Annotated in this window: 18 protein-coding genes; 11 read left to right on the top strand and 7 right to left on the bottom strand. The window is 58.2% G+C overall.

The window, feature by feature from the left end; all coding sequences use genetic code 11:
• Positions 1 to 51 precede the first annotated feature (51 nt).
• The 3 genes from D0544_RS06975 to D0544_RS06965 all read left to right on the top strand — a co-directional run bounded on the left by D0544_RS06975 (position 52) and on the right by D0544_RS06965 (position 2,736).
• A complete protein-coding gene (locus D0544_RS06975; protein WP_243647259.1) occupies positions 52 to 1,632 on the top strand; it encodes a DNA recombination protein RmuC in 1,581 nt (526 codons plus the stop codon).
• Positions 1,633 to 1,670: 38 nt separating this feature from the next.
• Positions 1,671 to 2,297 carry a dUTP diphosphatase gene (locus D0544_RS06970; protein ID WP_125015258.1) on the top strand — a complete coding sequence of 209 codons (627 nt, stop codon included), beginning with the start codon at positions 1,671 to 1,673 and terminating at the stop codon, positions 2,295 to 2,297.
• Between the two features lie 67 nt (positions 2,298 to 2,364).
• Positions 2,365 to 2,736 carry a hypothetical protein gene (locus D0544_RS06965; protein WP_125015257.1) on the top strand — a complete coding sequence of 124 codons (372 nt, stop codon included), beginning with the start codon at positions 2,365 to 2,367 and terminating at the stop codon, positions 2,734 to 2,736.
• On the opposite strand, the gene D0544_RS06960 is transcribed toward D0544_RS06965, so the two are convergent.
• Entirely contained in the window at positions 2,733 to 3,026 is a 294-nt protein-coding gene (locus D0544_RS06960; protein ID WP_125015256.1) for a hypothetical protein, read from the bottom strand. The two genes, D0544_RS06965 and D0544_RS06960, sit on opposite strands and share 4 nt — an antisense overlap.
• Before the next feature lie 118 nt (positions 3,027 to 3,144).
• On the opposite strand from D0544_RS06960, the gene D0544_RS06955 reads away from it, so the two are divergent.
• Positions 3,145 to 4,422 (top strand): exo-alpha-sialidase, encoded by a 1,278-nt coding sequence (locus D0544_RS06955; RefSeq protein WP_125015255.1) that lies wholly within the window; start codon positions 3,145 to 3,147, stop codon positions 4,420 to 4,422.
• Positions 4,422 to 5,018 carry a hypothetical protein gene (locus tag D0544_RS06950; RefSeq protein ID WP_125015254.1) on the top strand — a complete coding sequence of 199 codons (597 nt, stop codon included), beginning with the start codon at positions 4,422 to 4,424 and terminating at the stop codon, positions 5,016 to 5,018. The genes D0544_RS06955 and D0544_RS06950 overlap by 1 nt, the downstream gene beginning before the upstream one ends.
• Positions 5,019 to 5,071: 53 nt before the next feature.
• On the opposite strand, the gene D0544_RS06945 is transcribed toward D0544_RS06950, so the two are convergent.
• Complete coding sequence (locus D0544_RS06945; protein WP_243647258.1) at positions 5,072 to 7,072, bottom strand: LTA synthase family protein; 2,001 nt, start codon at positions 7,070 to 7,072, stop codon at positions 5,072 to 5,074.
• Between the two features lie 291 nt (positions 7,073 to 7,363).
• Between D0544_RS06945 and D0544_RS06940 the strand changes: the two genes are divergently transcribed.
• Positions 7,364 to 7,558, top strand: coding sequence for a hypothetical protein (locus D0544_RS06940; RefSeq protein WP_125015252.1), 195 nt, complete (start codon positions 7,364 to 7,366; stop codon positions 7,556 to 7,558).
• A gap of 65 nt (positions 7,559 to 7,623) precedes the next feature.
• On the opposite strand, the gene D0544_RS06935 is transcribed toward D0544_RS06940, so the two are convergent.
• The gene (locus D0544_RS06935) at positions 7,624 to 8,001 is read right to left on the bottom strand and encodes a SirB2 family protein (RefSeq protein ID WP_125015251.1); all 378 of its coding nucleotides are present in this window, start codon (positions 7,999 to 8,001) and stop codon (positions 7,624 to 7,626) included.
• A 70-nt stretch (positions 8,002 to 8,071) separates the two neighbouring features.
• Between D0544_RS06935 and D0544_RS06930 the strand changes: the two genes are divergently transcribed.
• Entirely contained in the window at positions 8,072 to 8,674 is a 603-nt protein-coding gene (locus tag D0544_RS06930) for a nucleoside deaminase (RefSeq protein WP_125015250.1), read from the top strand.
• A 10-nt stretch (positions 8,675 to 8,684) separates the two neighbouring features.
• Here D0544_RS06930 and ggt read toward each other — a convergent pair whose 3' ends face one another.
• The 4 genes from ggt to fusA form a co-directional block, all read right to left on the bottom strand.
• Positions 8,685 to 10,442, bottom strand: a complete 1,758-nt coding sequence (ggt, locus tag D0544_RS06925) for a gamma-glutamyltransferase (protein ID WP_125015249.1) — start codon at positions 10,440 to 10,442, stop codon at positions 8,685 to 8,687.
• Between the two features lie 67 nt (positions 10,443 to 10,509).
• Complete coding sequence (locus D0544_RS06920) at positions 10,510 to 10,749, bottom strand: GrxA family glutaredoxin (protein WP_125015248.1); 240 nt, start codon at positions 10,747 to 10,749, stop codon at positions 10,510 to 10,512.
• Between the two features lie 104 nt (positions 10,750 to 10,853).
• Positions 10,854 to 11,669: a substrate-binding periplasmic protein gene (locus tag D0544_RS06915; RefSeq protein ID WP_125015247.1), complete on the bottom strand. Its 816-nt coding sequence runs from the start codon at positions 11,667 to 11,669 to the stop codon at positions 10,854 to 10,856.
• Positions 11,670 to 11,769: 100 nt separating this feature from the next.
• Complete coding sequence (fusA, locus tag D0544_RS06910; protein WP_125015246.1) at positions 11,770 to 13,818, bottom strand: elongation factor G; 2,049 nt, start codon at positions 13,816 to 13,818, stop codon at positions 11,770 to 11,772.
• 215 nt (positions 13,819 to 14,033) lie between these two features.
• Between fusA and D0544_RS06905 the strand changes: the two genes are divergently transcribed.
• The 4 genes from D0544_RS06905 (at position 14,034) to D0544_RS06890 (ending at position 19,833) form a co-directional block, all read left to right on the top strand.
• Entirely contained in the window at positions 14,034 to 15,356 is a 1,323-nt protein-coding gene (locus tag D0544_RS06905; protein WP_125015245.1) for a DUF3422 family protein, read from the top strand.
• Positions 15,357 to 15,510: 154 nt separating this feature from the next.
• The gene (locus tag D0544_RS06900; protein ID WP_125015244.1) at positions 15,511 to 17,409 is read left to right on the top strand and encodes a propionyl-CoA synthetase; all 1,899 of its coding nucleotides are present in this window, start codon (positions 15,511 to 15,513) and stop codon (positions 17,407 to 17,409) included.
• A 248-nt stretch (positions 17,410 to 17,657) separates the two neighbouring features.
• A complete protein-coding gene (locus D0544_RS06895; RefSeq protein WP_424220780.1) occupies positions 17,658 to 18,098 on the top strand; it encodes an Lrp/AsnC family transcriptional regulator in 441 nt (146 codons plus the stop codon).
• A gap of 43 nt (positions 18,099 to 18,141) precedes the next feature.
• Positions 18,142 to 19,833 carry an aminotransferase class V-fold PLP-dependent enzyme gene (locus D0544_RS06890; protein WP_125015242.1) on the top strand — a complete coding sequence of 564 codons (1,692 nt, stop codon included), beginning with the start codon at positions 18,142 to 18,144 and terminating at the stop codon, positions 19,831 to 19,833.
• Position 19,834: the final 1 nt, after the last annotated feature.

The following is a 19,834-nucleotide window of genomic DNA, read 5'->3' as shown; positions in this document are numbered from 1 at the left end:
AAAAAACAATGTTCGGTCTGCATGGGCAGCCGATCGGTCTAAGGGGGGAAAGTGGATCAGGCTCAACTGATGCTGTGGGTATTGGCGGGAGCGGGCGGGGGGCTGCTGCTGTTGATGGTGAGCCTTGGGCTGCTGTATCGGCAGTTAACCCATTCGCAGGCTTGCAACCGCCTTTTGCAGGACTCCTGCGACCAGGAGGCCAGCCGGGCAAGCCTGCTTGAGCAGGAGCTGGCCCTGGCCAAGCAGCAATTGATACACGAGTCGGAGCGCTCCTCCGAGCTGGCTGAGCAGCAGGTGAAACTGTCGGATGCGCGCGAGAAAGTGCTGGCGGAGCTGGCCCAGACCCGTGAGCGCTTAAGTCACCAGCAAGCTACCGAGCAGGGGTTGCGCGATCGGCTTGAGTCCCAGGAGCGGCGCGAATCAGCGGCCGAAAAGGAGCTGATTCAGCTGCGGGAATCCCTCGGGGCCCTCGAGCGACAGCACTCAGCGCTGAAGGAGAGCCTCGACCAGGAGCGGCAACATGCCCAGGAAAAGCTTGCGCTGCTGGAGAACAATCGCAAGCAGCTTAAACTGGAGTTTGAGCACCTGGCGAACCAGATTTTCGAGAGCAAGCAGCAGAGTTTTGAGGAGCAGAGCCGTAAGGGGCTGGATACCCTGCTGTCGCCCTTTAAGGATCAACTGGAAAACTTCCGGAAACGGGTAGACCATGTCTATGCCAGCGAAAGCCAGGAGCGAACCAGCCTGCGTACCCAGATCGAGGAGCTGCACAAGCTCAACCGGAAGATGACTGAGGAGGCGGGTAATCTCACCAAGGCGCTGCGAGGGGAGAACAAAACCCAGGGCAACTGGGGCGAGTTGATGCTGGAAACCGTGTTGGAGCGCAGCGGCTTGCGCAAGGGGCTGGAGTATCGTCGTGAACAGGTGGTGCGGGATGACCAGGGTAAGATCTATCGCCCCGATGTAATCATCGACCTTCCTGAAGGCAAACATGTCATTGTCGATGCCAAAGTGAGCCTGAATGCCTACACCAGCTACGTGAATGCGGAGGATGAGGTCCAGCGAGATGTGGCCTTGCGGGCCCATATCGAAAGTGTTCGTCAGCACATCAGGGGGCTGTCCGACAAGGCTTACCAGAAACTGCCGGGCATCAATTCGCCCGATTTCGTGTTCCTCTTTATGCCGGTGGAACCCGCCTTTATGGTCGCGTTCGAGCGCGATGAGCGCCTCTTTATGGAAGCGTTTGAGAAGCGGATCGTCGTTGTTACTCCCACCACGCTTCTGGCTACCCTGAGAACGGTTTCCAACCTCTGGAGCCTGGAACGCCAGAACAACAGCGCTCGAGAACTGGCGGATCTGGGTGCCAAGGTTTACGACAAGCTCAGGGTTGTCGTCGAAGCGATGGAAAAGCTTGGAAAGCAGATCGATACCAGCCAGAAAACCTGGCATGAGGCCTGGAATAGCCTGCGCGAAGGGCGAGGAAACCTGGTGCGCCAGAGTCAACGCTTTCTTGAGCTGGGGGTTCGGGTCAAGAAGGAACTCCCCAAATCATTGTTGGAGTCCGCCGATGGGGATGCGGGTGATCAGGTTTCGCAGATAGAGGCTCCCCCTAAAGTGGCGGCGCCAGAAGAGTAATTGGGTCCGGGTCGGGTCAGGTTTAAAAGAGAGTTACCATGAATCAACTGAAAACGATGCTGCAGTTGCAGGATGAGATCAATCGCAAGATCAACCATAACTGGATCGAGTTGGATCGTCCCTGGTTTAGGGCCGTCTGGCTGGAGGCGGCCGAGGCGGTGAATGACCATTGTGACTGGAAATGGTGGAAGCATGGCAGTGATAACCGTGAGCAGATTGTGTTGGAGGTGGTCGATATTGCGCACTTCCTGTGGGCGCAGCTGATCCAGGACTGTGGCGAGATTCCGCAAGATGAAGCGGTTATAGGGTTTGCCCGGCAAATGCAGGGGGTGCTCGATTCGGAGCAACCGATGGGTATCATTGAAGCCTTTGAAGCCCTGGCCCATGCGACCCTGGGTTCCCGCTCCGCAGAGTTGGAGGCGTTTGCGCGGGTGATGCTGGCGGTTGGCATGAGCTTTGACGAGCTCTACCGCTCCTACGTGGGGAAAAATATCCTCAACCGTTTTCGCCAGGATCACGGTTACAAAACCGGCGAGTATCAGAAACAGTGGCAGGGGCGAGAGGATAACGAGCACCTGACCGAGCTATTGCTTGAGCTGGACGCAAGCCGGGACAGCTTTTCCCATGACCTTTATCAAGGTCTTGCCAGTCGGTACCCCAAATAGCTGTTTAATTTGTCGGTATTGGGTATTATCAGCGTCATTGGTTTGTCATATAAGGGGCGGTCCGCGAATGAAGGGCGCAGTGGTAGGGGTCGTCTCACGATCCTATATGCACTCCTGCAAGGATAGTGCAGTGCTCTATGGTCACCTGATGGAGGTGGCGAGCCTGCTGGGCTGGAGCTTCCAGCCCGACCACCCTCTATCAACGCCCCTGACGCTGGTTTTCGATACCTCAAGTGCCGGTCACACCCATCTGCTGGTCAATGTTGCGGAAGCCGGGGTGTTGCACGTTACGGCGCGTAAAAGCGGTATCTATCGCTACGACTGGAACGGCAACCTGAGGCAGATCCGCAGCCTCAAGGTGCGCCTCGAAGAGGTAAGTGGCTATCCGATGATGCCGATCAACCGCCGCAGTGCGACCAATGAGGGAGCCGCAGGCTAACCCTTAACCAATCGAAGGTGGGGGCGTTTCTCCTCCAGCTCGTCAACGGTCTGGCGCATGCGCTCGCTGACATAGCTGAGGGTTTGGATGAAGCGCTGCCTGACCTCCGCAGAGGTGAATCGATAGCCTTTGGCCAGCAGGTACTGGTCGAGGGAGATCTGCCTGCCCTGCAGGGTCAGGAGGGCGGCTGCAACCTGCTCGCGCAGGTTCAGGTTGGAAATAATGGTGCCGGCGATCACGTTCCCTCCTTTGTGGGCTGACCACAGCTTGTCTGATGTTCGCAGACTCATTAGGCTATCCGCTTTTGAGGAGCCCGGTAATTGGTAGATACACGGGACCGGATCAGTAGTTGCCGCAGTGGCCGCCAGGCCCAGGGCGGTTCATGATGTTGGGAGATGAATAGGCTTGTTGGATCCTAAGTTCGGACTGCAGTGGGCGATAGCGCTCGCTGTAAGTTTGCTGTTTGTAGGGGTATGGCTTGTGGCTCCCGGAGAGCCGGAGCAACGCTTCCAGCTTGCCCGGTACGCTGACACCGGTGATGAGGTGATCCTGCGTGAACGCATCGCTTCCGATGGTAAAACGATAATGGTGCATGCCCCCAGTATCGTGGAGCTCGAGGATGGGCGCCTGCTGGCCGCCTGGTTCGGGGGGAGTCGAGAGGGAGCCCGTGATGTCACCATTGATGGCGCCTACTATGATCCCAAAACCAGCAATTGGACCCCGAGTTTTACCCTGGTTTCTCCCAGGATGACCCAGGAGGGTACCCGTCGATTTATCAAGAAGCTGGGCAACCCGGTTCTGGTTAATGGCCCTGATGGCCAGTTATGGATGATTTACGTCAGTGTCTCGGTTGGGGGGTGGGCGACCAGTCAACTGAACCTGATCAAATCGACCGATGCAGGGCTCAGTTGGGGAATCCCGGAACGGCTGGTGACCTCACCTTTTTTTAATCTCAGCACCCTGGTCAAAGGGGTTCCCTTTCGATACGAAGATGGCACCTTGGGGGTGCCGGCGTATCACGAGTTTGCTGGTAAGTTCGGCGAGGTTTTGCGTCTTGACCAGGATGGCCGCCTGATCGATAAGGTGCGCCTGAGCGATGGCAAAGAGTCCTTGCAGCCGGTGGTCCTGCCCCGTTCGCCCGAGCATGCCCATGTGTATCTGCGCTTTGCCGGCGAGGAGGGACCCTATCGTGTCCTCAAGACAAGGCTTGTTCATGAGGAAGCTGCTGATACTCCGGAAAAAATCGGGGTCGCCAACCCGAATTCCGCCCTGGCCGGTTTCAGTGCCTTGGGCATGGAGTGGCTTATCGGTAACGACACCGAGGATGAACGCGATCGTCTGGCGCTCCTGGTGGCGTCCCCTGAGGGGGAGTGGCGGGTGGCGCATTACTTTGAGGATGCCTCCCACTTGTACGCCAACCGCCCGCAACGAAGGGAGTTTGAGCAGATGATGGAAGCGGAGCTTTCAGAGCTGCTAAAACCCTACCCCCATCGACATGGCGAGCTGGCCGAACTGAAAGGGAGAGCGAGCGGAGAGATGTGTCGGGCCGATAGCTGCTACTTCCAATACGACTACCCCTACGCCATCAGAACCCGGTCGGGCAATATACAGGTGGTTTTTACCTGGAACCGCAGCGCCATCAAGCATCTGGAGTTCAGTGAAGGCTGGTTAAGGAGCCTGTTGTAATGATTCCATGGACCCTGTCGTTGAGCGGGTACGGGCTGCTGCTCTTCTGCCTGCTACCGCGCTCCCTCTCTTCCCACCGCCTGCTTTCGGTGGTGGGCATCGTACTGATTCTCCTGCTTCCCCTTCCTCTGATGGAGGGTGTCGCGCTCATTGATCTGCTGAGGGGCGGGTTGGGGGACTTCTCCATTCTTACGCTGGGGCTGCTGACGATGAGTGCTCTGGAACGGGCGGCGCTGATCAAGAGCCCGGTCAACGAGGCCCAGTGGCGGATGCTCTCGCTTTTGACGCTACTGGTTGCGATTCCCTTTTATACCTTTTCCCTGGGGGTCGGTTTGACGGACCCTTACCGCTGGGGGTTTAGCTCAGCCCTGGTGTTGCCTTTGGGTGCCTTGACGCTGGCGATGGTTTACCTCCGCTGTTGGTGGGCTGTTGCTCTCTTCTGTCTGGCCTTGCTGCTCTGGATTCTGGAGTGGGGGCTTGAGTCGAGAAACCTGTGGGACTATCTCCTCGACCCTATGCTGGTCTTCTATGCAGCCGCACAGGTGTTGCGAGACGCCGTTAAATCGCTGGGCCGTAAAGCGGCGGACACCCCCTAGCGGGCGCACTCCCTGCGCCCTTGCTGGTCGTTTAGGCTGGATAGGTGGCTGTTTTACTGGGCCAGGCTGCGTTCATTGTTGTGGTGCAGCAGGTAGCGGGTGGTTTCATAGAATCCCTTGGCCAGCTGGGTCAGTTTCTCTGCCTTTTCCGGGTGCTGCCCACTCACATCCTCCGCCGGTGTGTCGGAGTTGAGGTCGTGCAACTTGATGACATCGTTGTTGTAATCGATGCGTAGCATATAGTCCTTGGTGATGGCGCCAATCACCGGTGTTGTCTTGTGGGAGGTCTGGGTGTAAACCACCCGCTCCCCCTCGGGTGCCGGCCGATTGATGTCACGTCCGAGGGTGGTGTTGCGGTAGGGGATACCGACCAGTCCCGCCAGTGTGGGGAACACATCCACCAGGCTGACCGCCCCCTCAATGACCCGGGGCTGGAGCAGCTTGGGGGCGTAAATCATGTGGGGCACGTGGAGGCCGTCCAGATCCAGCGCCTCGTAAAAGGGCTTCATGTGTGGGGTTTCGGTGATTCGGTTGTTGTGATCACCGTAGAAGACGAAGATGGTGTTATCGAAGTAGCCACTCTCTTTGGCCATTTCCATAAAGCGACCGATGTTGTAATCCAGCAGGCGAACCGCATTGTACTGGGCAGCGCTGCGGAAGCCGGCCTTGCTAAGGGCCTCATCGCTGTGGCTGTTGTCGACGACAAAGTCATCGTTGTTATCGGGAATAGTGAAGGGGCGGTGGTTACCGGCGGTCTGGATAATGGCCAGGAAGGGCTGTTCATCCGGCAGTTGGCGGAAGACCTTATCGGACTCCTTGAACAGGTCCAGATCGGAGATACCCCAGACATCCACGTTGGGCGAGCTGAAGGAGCCCTCCTCGGAGATATGGATGTCGGGTATGTTGTGGTTGATGACGGCACTCATGTTGGCCCAGCCCAGGCTGCCACCAATCAGATAGTGCTTTTGGTAGTCCTTGAACTCATTGATGATCATCAGCTGTTCGGTAATCAGCGTATTGCGGCTGGCGGTATTGACTCGGGTGACGTCGGGCAGGCCGGTGAGGCTGGCAAAGACCGTGCGCGCCGTACCGGAAACAGGCACGTAGAAATTGGGCATAAACCAGCCGTTACGCGCAATGTGATCCAGGTTAGGGGAGGGGGTCAGTGGGTTGTTGTAGACGCCCAGCCGGCTCGCTCCCAGCGACTCCAGCATGATCAGCACCACATTGGGTTTACGGCCTTTGTCACTGACACTGTGCTCCGATGCCGGAAACTGGCGGACATAATTCAGGCGCTCGCTATCGGGTTGCTCAACCCCCAGGTACTGACTGATGGCGGGGTAGTAGCGTTTAACCTCCTCAAGCTCGTAAGGGGACTCTGAGTACTCCGAGGAGACAAAGAAGTAGAGTACGGGGTTCAGTCCAAGAGAGGAGATGGGGGTGCTGCCGCTGAAAAAGGCGTCGCTCCAGCGCAGCGGGACCGGGTTCTCGATGTTACCGGGCCAGCGGCCGAGCAGGCCCAGAAGCACCGCGAAAAAGATCACTACCCCTCCGCCAATGCGGGCGGGGATGCGAATGGATGGCGGGTCTTGCAGCAGGGTTGAGTGGACCAGTCGTGAATAGCCATACATAAAGGCTGCGATGGTGGCTAATACGGCGACTGTGATCCACACCACCGGATAGCTTTCCCACACCATATCCCGGGAGATCGCAAAGTCCTCGAGAAAGCGCAGGGCCGTGCTGTTGATGCGAACCCCAAGATAGGCATAGTGGCCAAAATCAAACACATAGAAGACCACCAGGCCGGACACTGCCAGTAGCAGGTAACCGAAGGCGAGTTTACGTACAAGGGATAGACGGGCGAGGTTAACCCAGGGGAGGTAGGCCAGCAGAATCAGGGGCAAGGTGAGAATAAGCGCCAGCCGCAGGTCAAACTTGAAACCGATATAAAGCACCTTGGCCAGGTCCGCGATGGACGCCTGTACCGTGTCACCCACTTCGGAAAAACCCAGCAGGAAAGTAACACGCAGTGTGGCCATGAGTAGCCAAAACATAAAACAGACGCCGGCAAGGTAGCGTACTCGGCGGGATTGGAGCCAGGTTAACATAGAGGGGCCTTCGAATAGTCGATGATGGGCGGTTTAACGGAGGCGTATTCTACTCAATATTGCCGATAATCCCAATCCGCCTGCTGTAGTGCCAGCCTGTGGGGGCAGTCGCGCTAGCTCCTGAACAATGACGTCGAGTCAGGTTGAGGGCAGTTGAGAGTTGGGTTGATGCAGGTCATAGTATCCCGGTGGAGCCGGGGTACACTTTTACACAGTTGTAGAGATGGAGTTCTAAGAATGAACCTGATGATATTGGTGGTGCTTTTCGCCCTTTCCGTAGTAATGGCTGCTCGCTTCAGTGCCGCGACAGGCAACTGGATCGAGGAGCGCACGGGCATGGATCCGACGGTTTACAAGTGGGTGGTGTCCTTCCTGTCGCTGTTGGTCGTCTTCCTGGTTTTTCGAGCCATTGTCCCGGGCGCACTGTATTAAATCGCGGGCGGTGCTAACGACCAGGGGGCTGTGCTCCCCTGGTCCTCCTTTACGTGATTCGCTGATTACCACCAGGCGCTGGGACTCCGGTTGATCGCAACCCCCAGGATATAGCCAAACACCAGTACGGCCATGATCGCGCTGAGAAGGCGCACAGTTGCCGTCCTGCCCCGTTTTATCGCCAGGGTTCCCAGGCCGATGTAGAGCAGCAGTGCGAGAAGTTTGGCTGTTAACCAGGAGTTGGTAAAGGGGTATTGGTGGATGGAGATCATCAGGTAGATAGCACAGGCCAGCAGCAAGCTGTCCACCAGGTGGGGGGTTACTTTGACCCAACGCTGGTTAAGTAGGTGAGATCCCCGGACCGACCAAAATGCACGGATCACAAAAAACGTGATACTCAGTACTGCCAGGGTTACATGGCTATGCTTAATCAGAAGATACATGGATAATCCAGTGCTGTGAGTGAGGCTCAGTTATACCAACACCTCTGGCTCTGATCTACACAGGGTGCCAATGTTTAGTTTTTCCCTCTTTAAACCTGAGGCCCAGCTGGAGCTCTCCGACGTTGATGCACGGCTGGCTCGCTTGTCGCAGTCAGGCTACCGAAATGGCTGGGCACGGCGCCTGTGCGAACTGGCCCTCCAGGCGCGCCGGGAGGGCAATTATGGCGTGTCGGCCTTGCTGTGCCGCGGTGATGAGGTTTTGCTGGAAGCTACCAATGCGGTGTTTCAGCCCCACTGGGACAGTGCTGCCCATGCCGAGATGCAGCTCCTAAACTGCTGGGAGCGTTCGGTGGTTGAGGGGCGCTTCAAGGCTCGGGAGCTGGGTGCTCTGAGCCTGGTGAGCAGTCTTGAGCCTTGTCCCATGTGCTTGTCTCGCATCCTGATGAGCGGGGTCCGCCACATCTATTACCTGGCCGAAGATCCACAAGGGGGGATGGTAACCCGTGCACGTCACCTTCCCCCGGCGTTCAGAAACCTGATGCAATGTACCGATCATGGCCCGTTGAGGGTTGATTCCGGCTATAGCAAGCTGGCAAGGCAACTGGCTCGCCACGGGCTGGCACAGTTGCGGGAACGGCTGGTTGCCCAGGGGCAGGGGGGGCAGGCCTTGTAAGCCGGACTTATTACCGCCGGGGTGGTTGCCAAAGTCCCATGGCCGATGAGGTATCTCGCCTCGGATCCGCCGCCCCCTGCATGATACCCGCCTCATCGATGTAGATGCTTTGGCTGGCCCCCATGGCAGGGCCGGTTCTGAGTTGATAACCCATGCTTGTCAGCAGCGCTCGGGTGTCGGGACTGATGCCAGACTCGATCCGCAGACTGTCGGGTAGCCACTGGTGGTGAACCCGGGGGGCGTTGACGGCTTCCTGGATGTTCATTCCATGGTCCAGCACATTCATGATCACTTGCAGGGTAGTGGTGATAATGCGAGGCCCTCCGGGGGTCCCGGTGGCCATCAGGTTGCGGTTATTGTGGCGCACGATCGTGGGTGACATGGAACTCAGCATGCGCTTGTTGGCAGCGATACTGTTTTTGTCTGCCCCTGTCAGGCCGTAAGCATTGGCTGAGCCGGGCTTGGCACTGAAGTCATCCATCTGGTTGTTGAGTAAAAAGCCGGCGCCCGCTACGGAGATGCCCGAGCCGTAGCTGAAATTGAGGGTGTAGGTATTGGATACCAGGTTCCCAAATCGATCAGCCACCGAGAAATGGGTCGTCTCCTCGCTTTCGTAGGCGGCTGGGTTACCCTCCTGAATGGTGCTGGACGGGGTGGCACGCTCGCTATTGATCAGCTGGCGGCGCCGGTCGATATAGGTGTTCGAGAGGAGCCCCTCGACCGGCACGGCAACGAAGTCGCTGTCGCCAAGGTGGGTGGCGCGGTCGGCGTAGGCGAGCTTCATGGCCTCGGCCATCAGGTGGATGGTACGCGCCGAGTTGTGCCCCAATTCGGCAATCGGGTATGGCTCCAGCAGTTCGAGCATCTGGATGATGTGCACCCCCCCGGAGCTGGGCGGGGGCATGGAGTAGATCTCATAGCCGCGATATCGACCCTTTAACGGCTTCCTCACCTTGGCGCGATAGTTGGCCAGGTCCTGGGCGCTGATCAAGCCGCCCTGGCGTTTCATCTGTTGGCTGATCAGGCGCGCGGTTTCACCGGCGTAGAATCCCTCTCGTCCCTGTTCGGCAATGCGCGTCAGTGTGGCGGCCAGCTGGGGCTGGGTAAAACGTTCTCCGGGCTGATGGGCGGTGCCATCCTTCTTATAAAATAGCGATGCTGTGGTGTCATCACTCAGTAACCGTTTGCTCGATTGTTCAAACCCCTGGGTAAAACGGGGGGGTACGATAAACCCCTCCCTGGCCAGTTTGATTGCCGGGGCCAGCGCGCGCTTTCGGTCTATTGATCCATAACGCTCCAGTGCCAGTAGCAAGCCATCTACGGTGCCTGGAACGCCGGCGGAAAGGTGGGAAAAGCGGCTAAGGCCGGTGTCGACCTCGCCCTGCGCATCAATAAACATGGTGCGGGTGGCGGCGGCCGGGGCGGTCTCACGGTAGTCAATGGCGACCACCTGTTGAGTTGGGTCGTTGGCAATCAGCATAAAGCCACCCCCGCCGATATTGCCTGAACGGGGCTGTACCACTGCCAGCACAAAACCTGCCGTTACAGCGGCGTCGATGGCATTCCCATCATCAGCCAGCACTTCAAGTGCGGCTTGTGTGGCGAGGGTGTGGCTGGTCACCACCATGCCCGCATTGGCTTGCTGGGGAATGGCCCGGTCCCCCTCCAGAATCGCGTCACCACCGGCGGGCGCTACCATAAGCAGCGCCAGCAGAAGAGGGGCGGTCTGTTTGAGAGCAGTCGTCAGGGGGGGAGGCAGAGAGGTCATGGTCCGGTTCCAGCGGGGGATGGATCCAGTATACCCTCTCCAGGCCCGAGACCGGCAAGCGGTCGGGTTAAGCCTGGGTGCGCATCAGCTCATTGAATTCGGTAAATCCCCCAATGTGCTCTCGGCCGATGAAGATCTGCGGTACGGTCTCGACCGGCTTGCCAATGGTCTTCTCAAGGTCCGCTTTGCTGATCCCCTCCTGATGAATATCGATGTACTTGAAGTTAAGTTGGCGGTCTTCCGCCAGCTGCTTGGCTCGTTGGCAGAATCCGCAGCCTTCACGACCAAAAATAGTAACGGTTTGCATAGTCTCTCTCCGATGGGTGTGTGTCGGTGGTCAATGGTCGCTATTGTGGGCGACCAGAGCCTGCGGGACTAATTGCAACTTCCAATCGAGGAGATAGGGAGACTCTATCGAGCCACCGACACCTTGGGGTTATCGGTGTTGGTTAAACTGCTCGTGTCTTCTTCGGCAGGGGAGAGACTGTCGGAGAGGTAAGGTTTGGCAAACAGGCGCTGCAAAACGCCGTTGCTTCTCATCTGCTCGAGTGCTTGCTGCAGCGGTTCCCGGAGTTCCTGCTTAGGAGAGCGGCGGGAGAGATAGAGGTGGCCAGAATTCGATTTCAGCGATATCAGTTGTGTTAAAAGCCCTGGATCGATATGGAGCTCCCTGAGCGTGTAAAACAGAGAGTAATCGGTCGAGGCCAGGGCCTCGATACGTCCCTGGCGTAACATCCTCAACCCCTGGGCGACATCGCTGACAGGTACCCGGTGAATCGATGGGTGATCATCAAATTCTGTTCCGTATTTCGATCCTCGAATGTGTCCAACCCGGCTTCCGATCAAGGCATCGAGAGTATCAATAGGGGGGGTGCCGGCCAATGCAATAAAAATGGTGGAGGTTTTAACGACCTCGCCCAGGTCAATGGCAAACTTGTCCGACTCTGGACTTTTGAGCAGCACGGCAATGTCCGCTTTACCGCTTTTGATCTCCTGGATTACCCTGGGGTAGGGCTCAAGAGTGTTGTTCATGGGTAGCCCGCTGTGATCCTCAAGCTCGCGTATAAACTGGCTTAACAGCCCCTGCGGAGCGCCCTCATTGTCAAGGTAACCCCAGGGCTTAACCGTGGTGGTGGCGACGGCGATGCTATCAGCGTGCAAGCCACCGGAAACCAGGGGTCCCAGCAGCAAAAACAGTGACAGTAGCAGGGGTCGATATGAAGGCATGAAGTCTAAAGCGGGCTTGAATGAGGGGTGATTCTAACGATATTGGCGCGAATCTGCACAGACAAAATTCCGGCAGGTGCTGTCGGCAGATCCTCGTGGCTCATGGGTTTGAGCGGCTCTGGTGCGCCTTGACCAGAGAGCGTTGCAGCTCGCTCTCGGCTCTGTCGTAGTGGCTGAAATGCATGCTGAAACTGCCTTCGCCCCCACTCATCGACTTGACCCGGGAGGGGTAGTCGGAGAGGGTGCGCATGGGTGCCTGGGCACTGATCTCCGCCTTGTGACCGGGCAGATTGGTGCTGCCCATCACCATCCCGTGCTTGGCGGCAATGTCGCCGGTGACGTCACCGATGCAGTGTTCAGGGACCCGGATCTTGAGGCTTACCACCGGCTCAAGAATGACGCCCCCCGCTTTTTCAACAGCGTCAAGGAAGGCTTTACGCCCGGCGGCGACAAAGGCGATCTCCTTGGAGTCTACGGAGTGGTGCTTTCCGTCGTACACCACGACCTTGATATCCTGCATGGGAAAGCCGGCGATGGCCCCCTGGGAGATCACCTCCCGAACCCCCTTTTCAACGGCGGGGATAAACTGGCCCGGTATGGCACCTCCCACCACCTCGCTGTGAAACTCAAAGCCACTCCCCTGGGGGAGGGGTTCTACGCGCAGGTAGACCTCCCCGAACTGGCCGGCCCCGCCGCTCTGTTTCTTGTGACGGCAGTGGCCCTGGGCGGCTTGGGTGATGGTTTCTCGGTAAGCGATGCTGGGTGGACTGGTCTGAACGGCCACATTGAACTGTTGCAACATGCGCTGAATGACCGTACTCAGGTGCAGCTCGCCCTGACCCAGGATCACGGTTTCATTGAGGCTGGCCCGGTGTTCAACCCGGAGGGAGGGGTCTTCAGCCTCGAGTTTATGCAACGCCTCAGAAAGCTTCTGCTCATCGCCCCGATGAACCGGGGTGACGGCCAGTCCGTACATGGGGGAAACAAAATTGACCGACTGCAGGTGGTGGTGATCCTCGTCGTGGGAGTCATGGAGAACGGCATCAAAGTGGATATCCTCCACCTTGGCGATGGCGCAGAGGTCACCGGGTATGGCCCGGTTGATCTCGCTGTGCTTTCCTCCCTGGATTCGGTAGAGGTGAGTCACCTTGAAGGGTTTGCGGGCGTCCCCGATAAAAAGTTGGGAACTGGGCGTTAGCTGCCCCTGGTGTACCCGGAGCATAGCCACTCTGCCCATGTAGGGGTCTACCTGCACCTTGAAAACGTGGGCGATGGTGTGCAGCTGTGGGTCCGGCGCCACCGTTACCGGCTTCGCCTCCTTTCCTTCCCCCTTTAGGAACAGTGGAGGGTTACCCTCCAGTGGGCTGGGCATCAGGTCGGTGAGGACCGATAACAGCTGCTCGATGCCGGCCCCGCTCTCGGCAGAGACAAAACAGATGGGGATCAGGTGACCTTCCCGCAACGCTTTCTCAAAGGGGGTGTGCAGTTGCTCCGGGCTGAGGGATTGACCCTGCTCGAGGTAGAGCTCCATGAGTTGCTCATCAACCTCCACCACCTGGTCGACCAGTGCGTCGTGGGCCGCTTCCACCTCCCCCAGCGCAGTGTTTCCCGACTGTGGAGTGAAGAAGCAGTCGACCACTTCGGCGCCCCCCTCGGTAGGCAGGTTCAGGGGCATACACTCATCGCCAAAGTGGGCGCGGACCTGTTGCAGGAGAGCGGGGAAATTGACCCCGGGGGCATCGATCTTGTTGATGATAATGGCTCGACACAGGTTGCGCTCTTTGGCCGCACTCATCATGGTTTCGCTCATGGTTTCAACGCCGGTGGTGGCGTTGATCACCAGTAGTGCGGTATCGGCGGCACTGAGAACGCTGATGCTTCGACCCGAGAAATCGGGTAAGCCAGGGGTGTCAAGCAGGTGTATTTGATGACCCTGGTGCTGGAAGTGGCACAATGAGGGGTCGAGGGAGTGGCCGAATTCTCGCTCCTGTGGGCTGAAATCGCTGACCGTGTTCCCCCGGGCAACCGCCCCTGCGACCTCAAGGGTGCCACTGTGGGAGAGAAGCTGCTCGGTGAGGCTGGTTTTGCCCGCGCCTGAGTGCCCGGTAAGTACGACGTTGCGAATCTGCTCCGTGCTATAGATGGCCATGCTGGTTCCTCTTCACTCGCTTTCAGGTGTAGGCGCATCCCGCGCCGTTTTGACCAGTATATGGTATCTGTCCGCCTGTAAACTTGATCCAGCTAAAAGTATTGAGTGCTTTTCACCTTCTCCATGACTGGCACGACTTATTGGCCGGGGCAGAGTTTGCTGTCGCAGGACTCAGGGCGTACACTCGCGCTAGCCTGGTAACCTGAGTGGAGATCATGACAGTAGACCCCCATTTCCTCGGTGAATTTCGCCTTCCTGTCCACCCCCTGCGCGAGCAGCTGTATAATGAGCTGCATGCACGCCCCTTTCCGGTGGTGGAGTCTCCGGCTCTGGTCAGTCATATGGCCATTCTCTCCGGCGAGGGAGGGGGGCGCCGGGAGGTTGAGCATATCGCCCGCCTTTGCCTGCGCTACGCGCTCCCCCAACCCGACCTGCAGGCCTCTGCACTTTATCTCGATTTTGGCGATTTTCACCTGCGCTGGGAGCGCCACACCGAGTTTTCCGCCTACACCTTTATTCGTCCCTTCAAAGGGGGCAAGGCGATGGATGAGAAGGCCATTGATGTGGCGCCCAGGGAGTGGCTGGAGTCGATAGCGGGTGAGGTCGTCACCGCTTTGCACGGCGTTATTGAGGCAGTGCAAGAGCAGGAGATGATTGACGGTGACGCCTTGGCCGAGGAACTCTTTGATGGCGAACGGGCCATCGGCTCCTATGCCATTGGTCGGCGCGCCATGCTGTGCACCAGCTTCAGGTTGCACCGCGGTGGGTTTGGTCGCTTTTATATTGCCAACTACAGCCTCTCTCCCCAGCGAGCAGGGCGCCTCTTGCAGCGCATGCTTGAGATCGAGAGCTATCGGGTGATGGCGCTGCTGTCGTTGCCCCTGGCGCGCAAAATCAGCCCCCGACTGGCGGTGTTGGACGCCGAGGTGGCCAAGATTACGGCGCGACTGGCAGACAAGGGGGCAGACTCTGCCGGGGACCGTCAACTGCTGGCATCGATCTCGGCTCTGGCCGCAGAGGTAGAGCAGTACCGCTCTGACACCAGCTATCGCTTTGCGGCCTCCAAGGCCTACTCTTCCCTGGTGCACCAGCGGCTGGATTATGTCGAGGAGGAGCCGATCGAGCACCTGCAGATGATCAGCCACTTCTTTGCGCGCCGTTTCACTCCGGCGATGGATACCTGCGAAGCGGTAGCCAGTCGCTTGGAAGAGCTGTCCCAGCGCCTGGCTAGAGCCGGTGAGTTGCTGGGTACTCAGGTCGACCTGGCGATCGAGCAGCAGAATCAGCGTCTGCTGGCCTCCATGAATCGGCGCGGAAAGCTGCAGCTAAGGCTGCAGGAGACCGTAGAGGGTCTCTCGGTAGTAGTAATCAGCTACCATCTTGTGGGGCTGCTTAAATACCTCTTTGATGCGGCCAAACCATTGGGGCTTGAGGTTAACACCCCTCTTTTGCTCGCCGCCAGTGTGGTGCCGGTGGTGCTCGGGGTCTGGTGGTTAATGCGCAAGATTCGCAAGCGGCTCACTGACAAAACGGAATAGATGCCCTGATTGTTAACAAATAAGGGGGGTACAACTAAGGTTGTATCCCTAAATGGCCCCTTTGGCTGCATAATTGTCGACAATGTAACGACGGTCACCGTTTCAAGGTCGTCCATCATAACAACAACGATGCAGATACTGACGAGGGAGCACTATGAGTTACCAACAGGAGTACGCCCGATCTATCGAAGATCCCCAGGGGTTCTGGAAAGAGAAAGCGGACGCGATCAGCTGGTTCAAGGCACCGCAAACCATCCTCTCCAAGGATGAAAATGGGATCGACCGCTGGTTTGCCGATGGCGAGCTCAACACCGCTTACCTGGCGCTTGATTATCATGTCGAAAGCGGCCGCGGCGAGCAAACAGCCCTTATCTATGACTCTCCGGTAACCGGTAGCAAGCGCAAATACAGCTACAACGAGCTCCTTGACGAGGTGTCCCGCACTGCGGGTATGCTGGCTTCGCAGGGGGTTGGGCGCGGGGATCGGGTCGTCATCTATATGCCCATGATTCCCCAGGCGGCGATGGCGATGCTGGCCTGTGCACGTCTCGGTGCCATTCACTCTGTCGTGTTCGGCGGCTTTGCCCCCAATGAGCTGGCGGTAAGGATCGACGATGCCCAGCCCAAGGTGGTGCTCAGTGCCTCTTGCGGAATTGAGGTGAATCGCATCATTGACTACAAGCCGATGCTGGATGAGGCGCTCTCAATCGCCAAACACAAGCCCGTCGCCAGCATAGTGTTCCAGCGTGAGCAGTCACCAGCCGCGCTGGATGGCAGTATCGACCACGACTGGATGACTCTGCTGGCCTCCGCCGAGGCGGTAGGCTGTACTCCGGTGCTGGCCACTGATCCCCTCTATGTTCTCTATACCTCGGGCACTACCGGAAAGCCCAAGGGGGTAGTGCGTGATAACGGCGGCCACGCAGTCGCGATGCACTACAGCATGAAGGCGATCTACAACATGGAGGCCGGGGATGTTTTCTGGGCGGCCTCCGACGTGGGCTGGGTGGTAGGGCACTCCTATATTGTCTACGCTCCCCTGATTCGCGGTTGCACGACCGTCTTTTATGAGGGTAAGCCTGTCTTTACCCCTGACGCCGGTGCCTTCTGGCGGGTCGCCAGCGAGTACAAGGTGCGCGCCCTGTTTGCGGCGCCCACGGCCTTCCGTGCGATCAAGAAGGAGGATCCTGAGGGTGCCCTGGTTCAGCAGTATGACCTCAGTGCACTCGATACCATCTTTATGGCGGGTGAGCGCCTGGATCCGCCCACCTACGAATGGACCGTAGAGAAAACCGGCAAGCCGGTGATCGATCATTGGTGGCAGACGGAAACCGGCTGGGCGATCGCGGGTAACCTGGCGGGGGTAGAGTTGCTGCCGGTCAAACCAGGGTCGGCGACCGTTCCCGTGCCTGGATTTAACGTCCAGATTCTCAATGAGAGTGGTGAGCCGGCGGGTGCCAACGAGCAGGGCTTTGTGGCCATCAAGCAACCCCTGCCCCCGAGCTGCCTGCCGACGGTGTGGGGCGATATCGATCGCTTCCGTAGCGGTTATCTGGAGCAGTTTCCGGGCTATTACGTCTCCGGTGATGGCGGATACCTGGATGAGGATGGCTACCTGTTCATCATGGGGCGGGTGGACGACGTGATCAACGTTGCCGGCCACCGTCTCTCTACCGGTGAGATGGAGGAGGTGGTTGCCGGTCATCCTGCCGTGGCCGAATGTGCAGTCATCGGTATCAATGACTCACTGAAGGGGCAGCTGCCGCTGGGGTTGATCCTCTTGAAAAACGGCGTTGACCAGGATCCGGCCGAGCTGGAAAAAGAGCTGGTGCAGATGGTGCGCAAGGAGATCGGGCCCCTGGCCTGCTTCCAGCGGGCGCTGGTGGTTAGCCGCTTGCCGAAAACGCGGTCCGGCAAGATCCTGCGTCGCAGCCTGCGGCAGATTGCGGCGGGTGAGGAGTACGCGATCCCATCAACCATTGATGACCCGGCCAGCTTGCCAGAGATTGAGGCGCTGATGGCCGAAGCGGGGGTGATCTCGGTTCCGGCCTGATACGGGTCACAGGCTAAAAAAGGGGCTTCGGCCCCTTTTTTTGTGTTCGCGGGGTCGGGTTTTAAGCAATTTCCGATTTTTTTTGGAAAAAGCAGGGCGCTCACAGGGGGGGTGATGGGTACAGGATTCCCGTAAAAGCGGAGATGTGAAACCGGGTTTTAAAAAGCCGTTGCCGGGCTTTGGGGTCGAGTATAATATACTAATATATATTATTTAAAGGGAATAAAATGATGTTTGATGAGATAGATATGAGATTGCTTGCTATTTTGCAAAGCGATGTTAGTCTTTCTGTTGAAGAGATGGCTGAGCGTGTAGGGCTCACCAAAACACCCTGCTGGCGGCGCATACAGAAGCTGGAAAAGAGTGGGGTGGTGCTTCGCAAAGTGGCGCTGCTCGATGCCCACCAGCTGGACCTTGGGGTCTCGGTTTTTGTGCAGGTGAAAACCAGCGAGCACAACGCCAAATGGCTGCAGTCGTTTTCGTCTGTGGTGGCCTCCTTCCCGGAGGTGGTGGAGTTTTACCGGATGAGTGGTGAGTACGATTACCTGTTGCGGGTTGTGGTCGGGGATATTGCAGCCTACGACCGGTTTTACAAACGCTTTATCGAAGCCACCAGTCTCACTAATGTGACCTCCAACTTTGCGATGGAACAGATCAAGTACAGTACGGAGCTTCCGTTACCAACCTGATCGTGTTGAGCCCTGCCGCCTTGAGAAACCGACGGGGTTTAGGATGTCACAAGAGCAGTTGATCAAACGTATTCGCGATGGGGTTATTGGTGAGGGTGCGGCGCTGGCTACCCCTTTTGGGGTCCGCCCATTGGTGTACGCCGATTACACAGCTTCGGGTCGTTCGCTGGGTTTTATCGAAGACTATATCCGTAGCCAGGTGTTGCCCTGGTACGCCAATACCCACACGGAAACCTCCGCCACCGGCTTGCAGACCACCCGCCTGCGGGAAGATGCGCGCAAGCTGATCAAGGCTTCGGTGAAGGCGGCCGAGGAGGACCTGGTCATTTTCTGTGGCTCCGGGGCAACGGCGGCCATCCATAAACTGGTGGATATTTTGAATCTGCGCCTTCCGGCCAACCTGGAGGATCGATACCGCCTGCTCGAGCAGATACCTCCGGCGCAGCGCCCGGTGGTCTTTATCGGCCCCTACGAGCACCACTCCAATGAGTTACCCTGGCGGGAATCGATTGCGGATCTGGTGACGATCGGACTCGATGAGGCCGGCGATATTGACCTGATCCAGCTGCAGCAGGCCCTCGAACGCTACCAATCCCGTCCCCTCAAGCTCGGGAGCTTTTCGGCCGGCTCCAACGTCACTGGCCTGCTGACGGACACCCGTTCGATCAGCCAGTTGCTGCACCGCTACGGCGCGCTTTCGTGCTGGGATTACGCGGCCGCGGCTCCCTATGTTGGAATCAATATGCAGGGGGATGAGCCCGGCGCTCACCAGGATGCGCTTTTTATCTCTCCACACAAGTTTGTCGGTGGCCCGGGTACCCCGGGGGTACTGGTGGTGAATCGTGCGTTGCTCACTAACCCTGTACCCAGTGTGCCCGGTGGCGGAACCGTCTCCTGGGTTTCACCGGTATCCCACAGCTACCTGCCGGCGGGAGAGCGGCGGGAGGAGGGGGGCACCCCTGCCATTGTCGAGTCTATTCGTGCGGGGCTGGTGTTCCAACTAAAGGATGCGGTGGGTGCCGACACTATCGAGGCACTGGAGCATCAGTGGGTCAGCAGGGCGCTGGGGCGCTGGACGCAGCATCCCGCTATTGAGGTGTTGGGGGATCTCCATAAACCACGTACCAGTATCCTCTCTTTCCAGATACGCCATGGGGAGCGGGTGCTGCATCACGGCTTTGTGACGGCCCTCCTGAATGATCTCTTTGGTATTCAGGTGCGCGGAGGCTGCTCTTGCGCCGGTCCCTATGGGCACGAGTTGCTGGGCATGGACCTGCAGACCAGTGGGGCGCTGGAGGAGTCCATTCTTCGCGGCGATAAGGTGCTGAAGCCGGGTTGGGTGCGTCTCAACTTTAACTACTTTATTGGTGAAGAGACCTTTGACTACCTGGTGCGCGCGGTGGAGCTGGTGGCCGACTACGGCTGGCGACTGCTGGGGCACTATCAGTTTGATGGTCAGCGCGGGGTCTGGAGCTATAAGGGGCAGGCGATGGAGGCCCCGGTTCGGCTGGATGGGATCAGTTACCGGGGGGGCGATATGCACTACGAACCGGTTCCCCAGTCGCCGCTGGAGTCACTGTCCAGCTATCTGGTGGAAGCGGAGTCGTTGATGCGTGATGCGGCTGTACAGATCAATAACTGCTCGGTGGAGCTGGATGCAACGGCCCAATCACTGCGCTGGTTCAGCTTGCCCACGGATGCTGCCGATCCTGAACCCTGTCTCAAGGCGGGCTAGG

It is taken from the genome of Aestuariirhabdus litorea, from assembly GCF_003864255.1.
In the GTDB taxonomy this organism is placed as follows: domain Bacteria; phylum Pseudomonadota; class Gammaproteobacteria; order Pseudomonadales; family Aestuariirhabdaceae; genus Aestuariirhabdus; species Aestuariirhabdus litorea.
The sequence above is the reverse complement of the archived record's forward strand: the minus strand, read 5'-3'. Positions and strand labels throughout refer to the sequence as shown.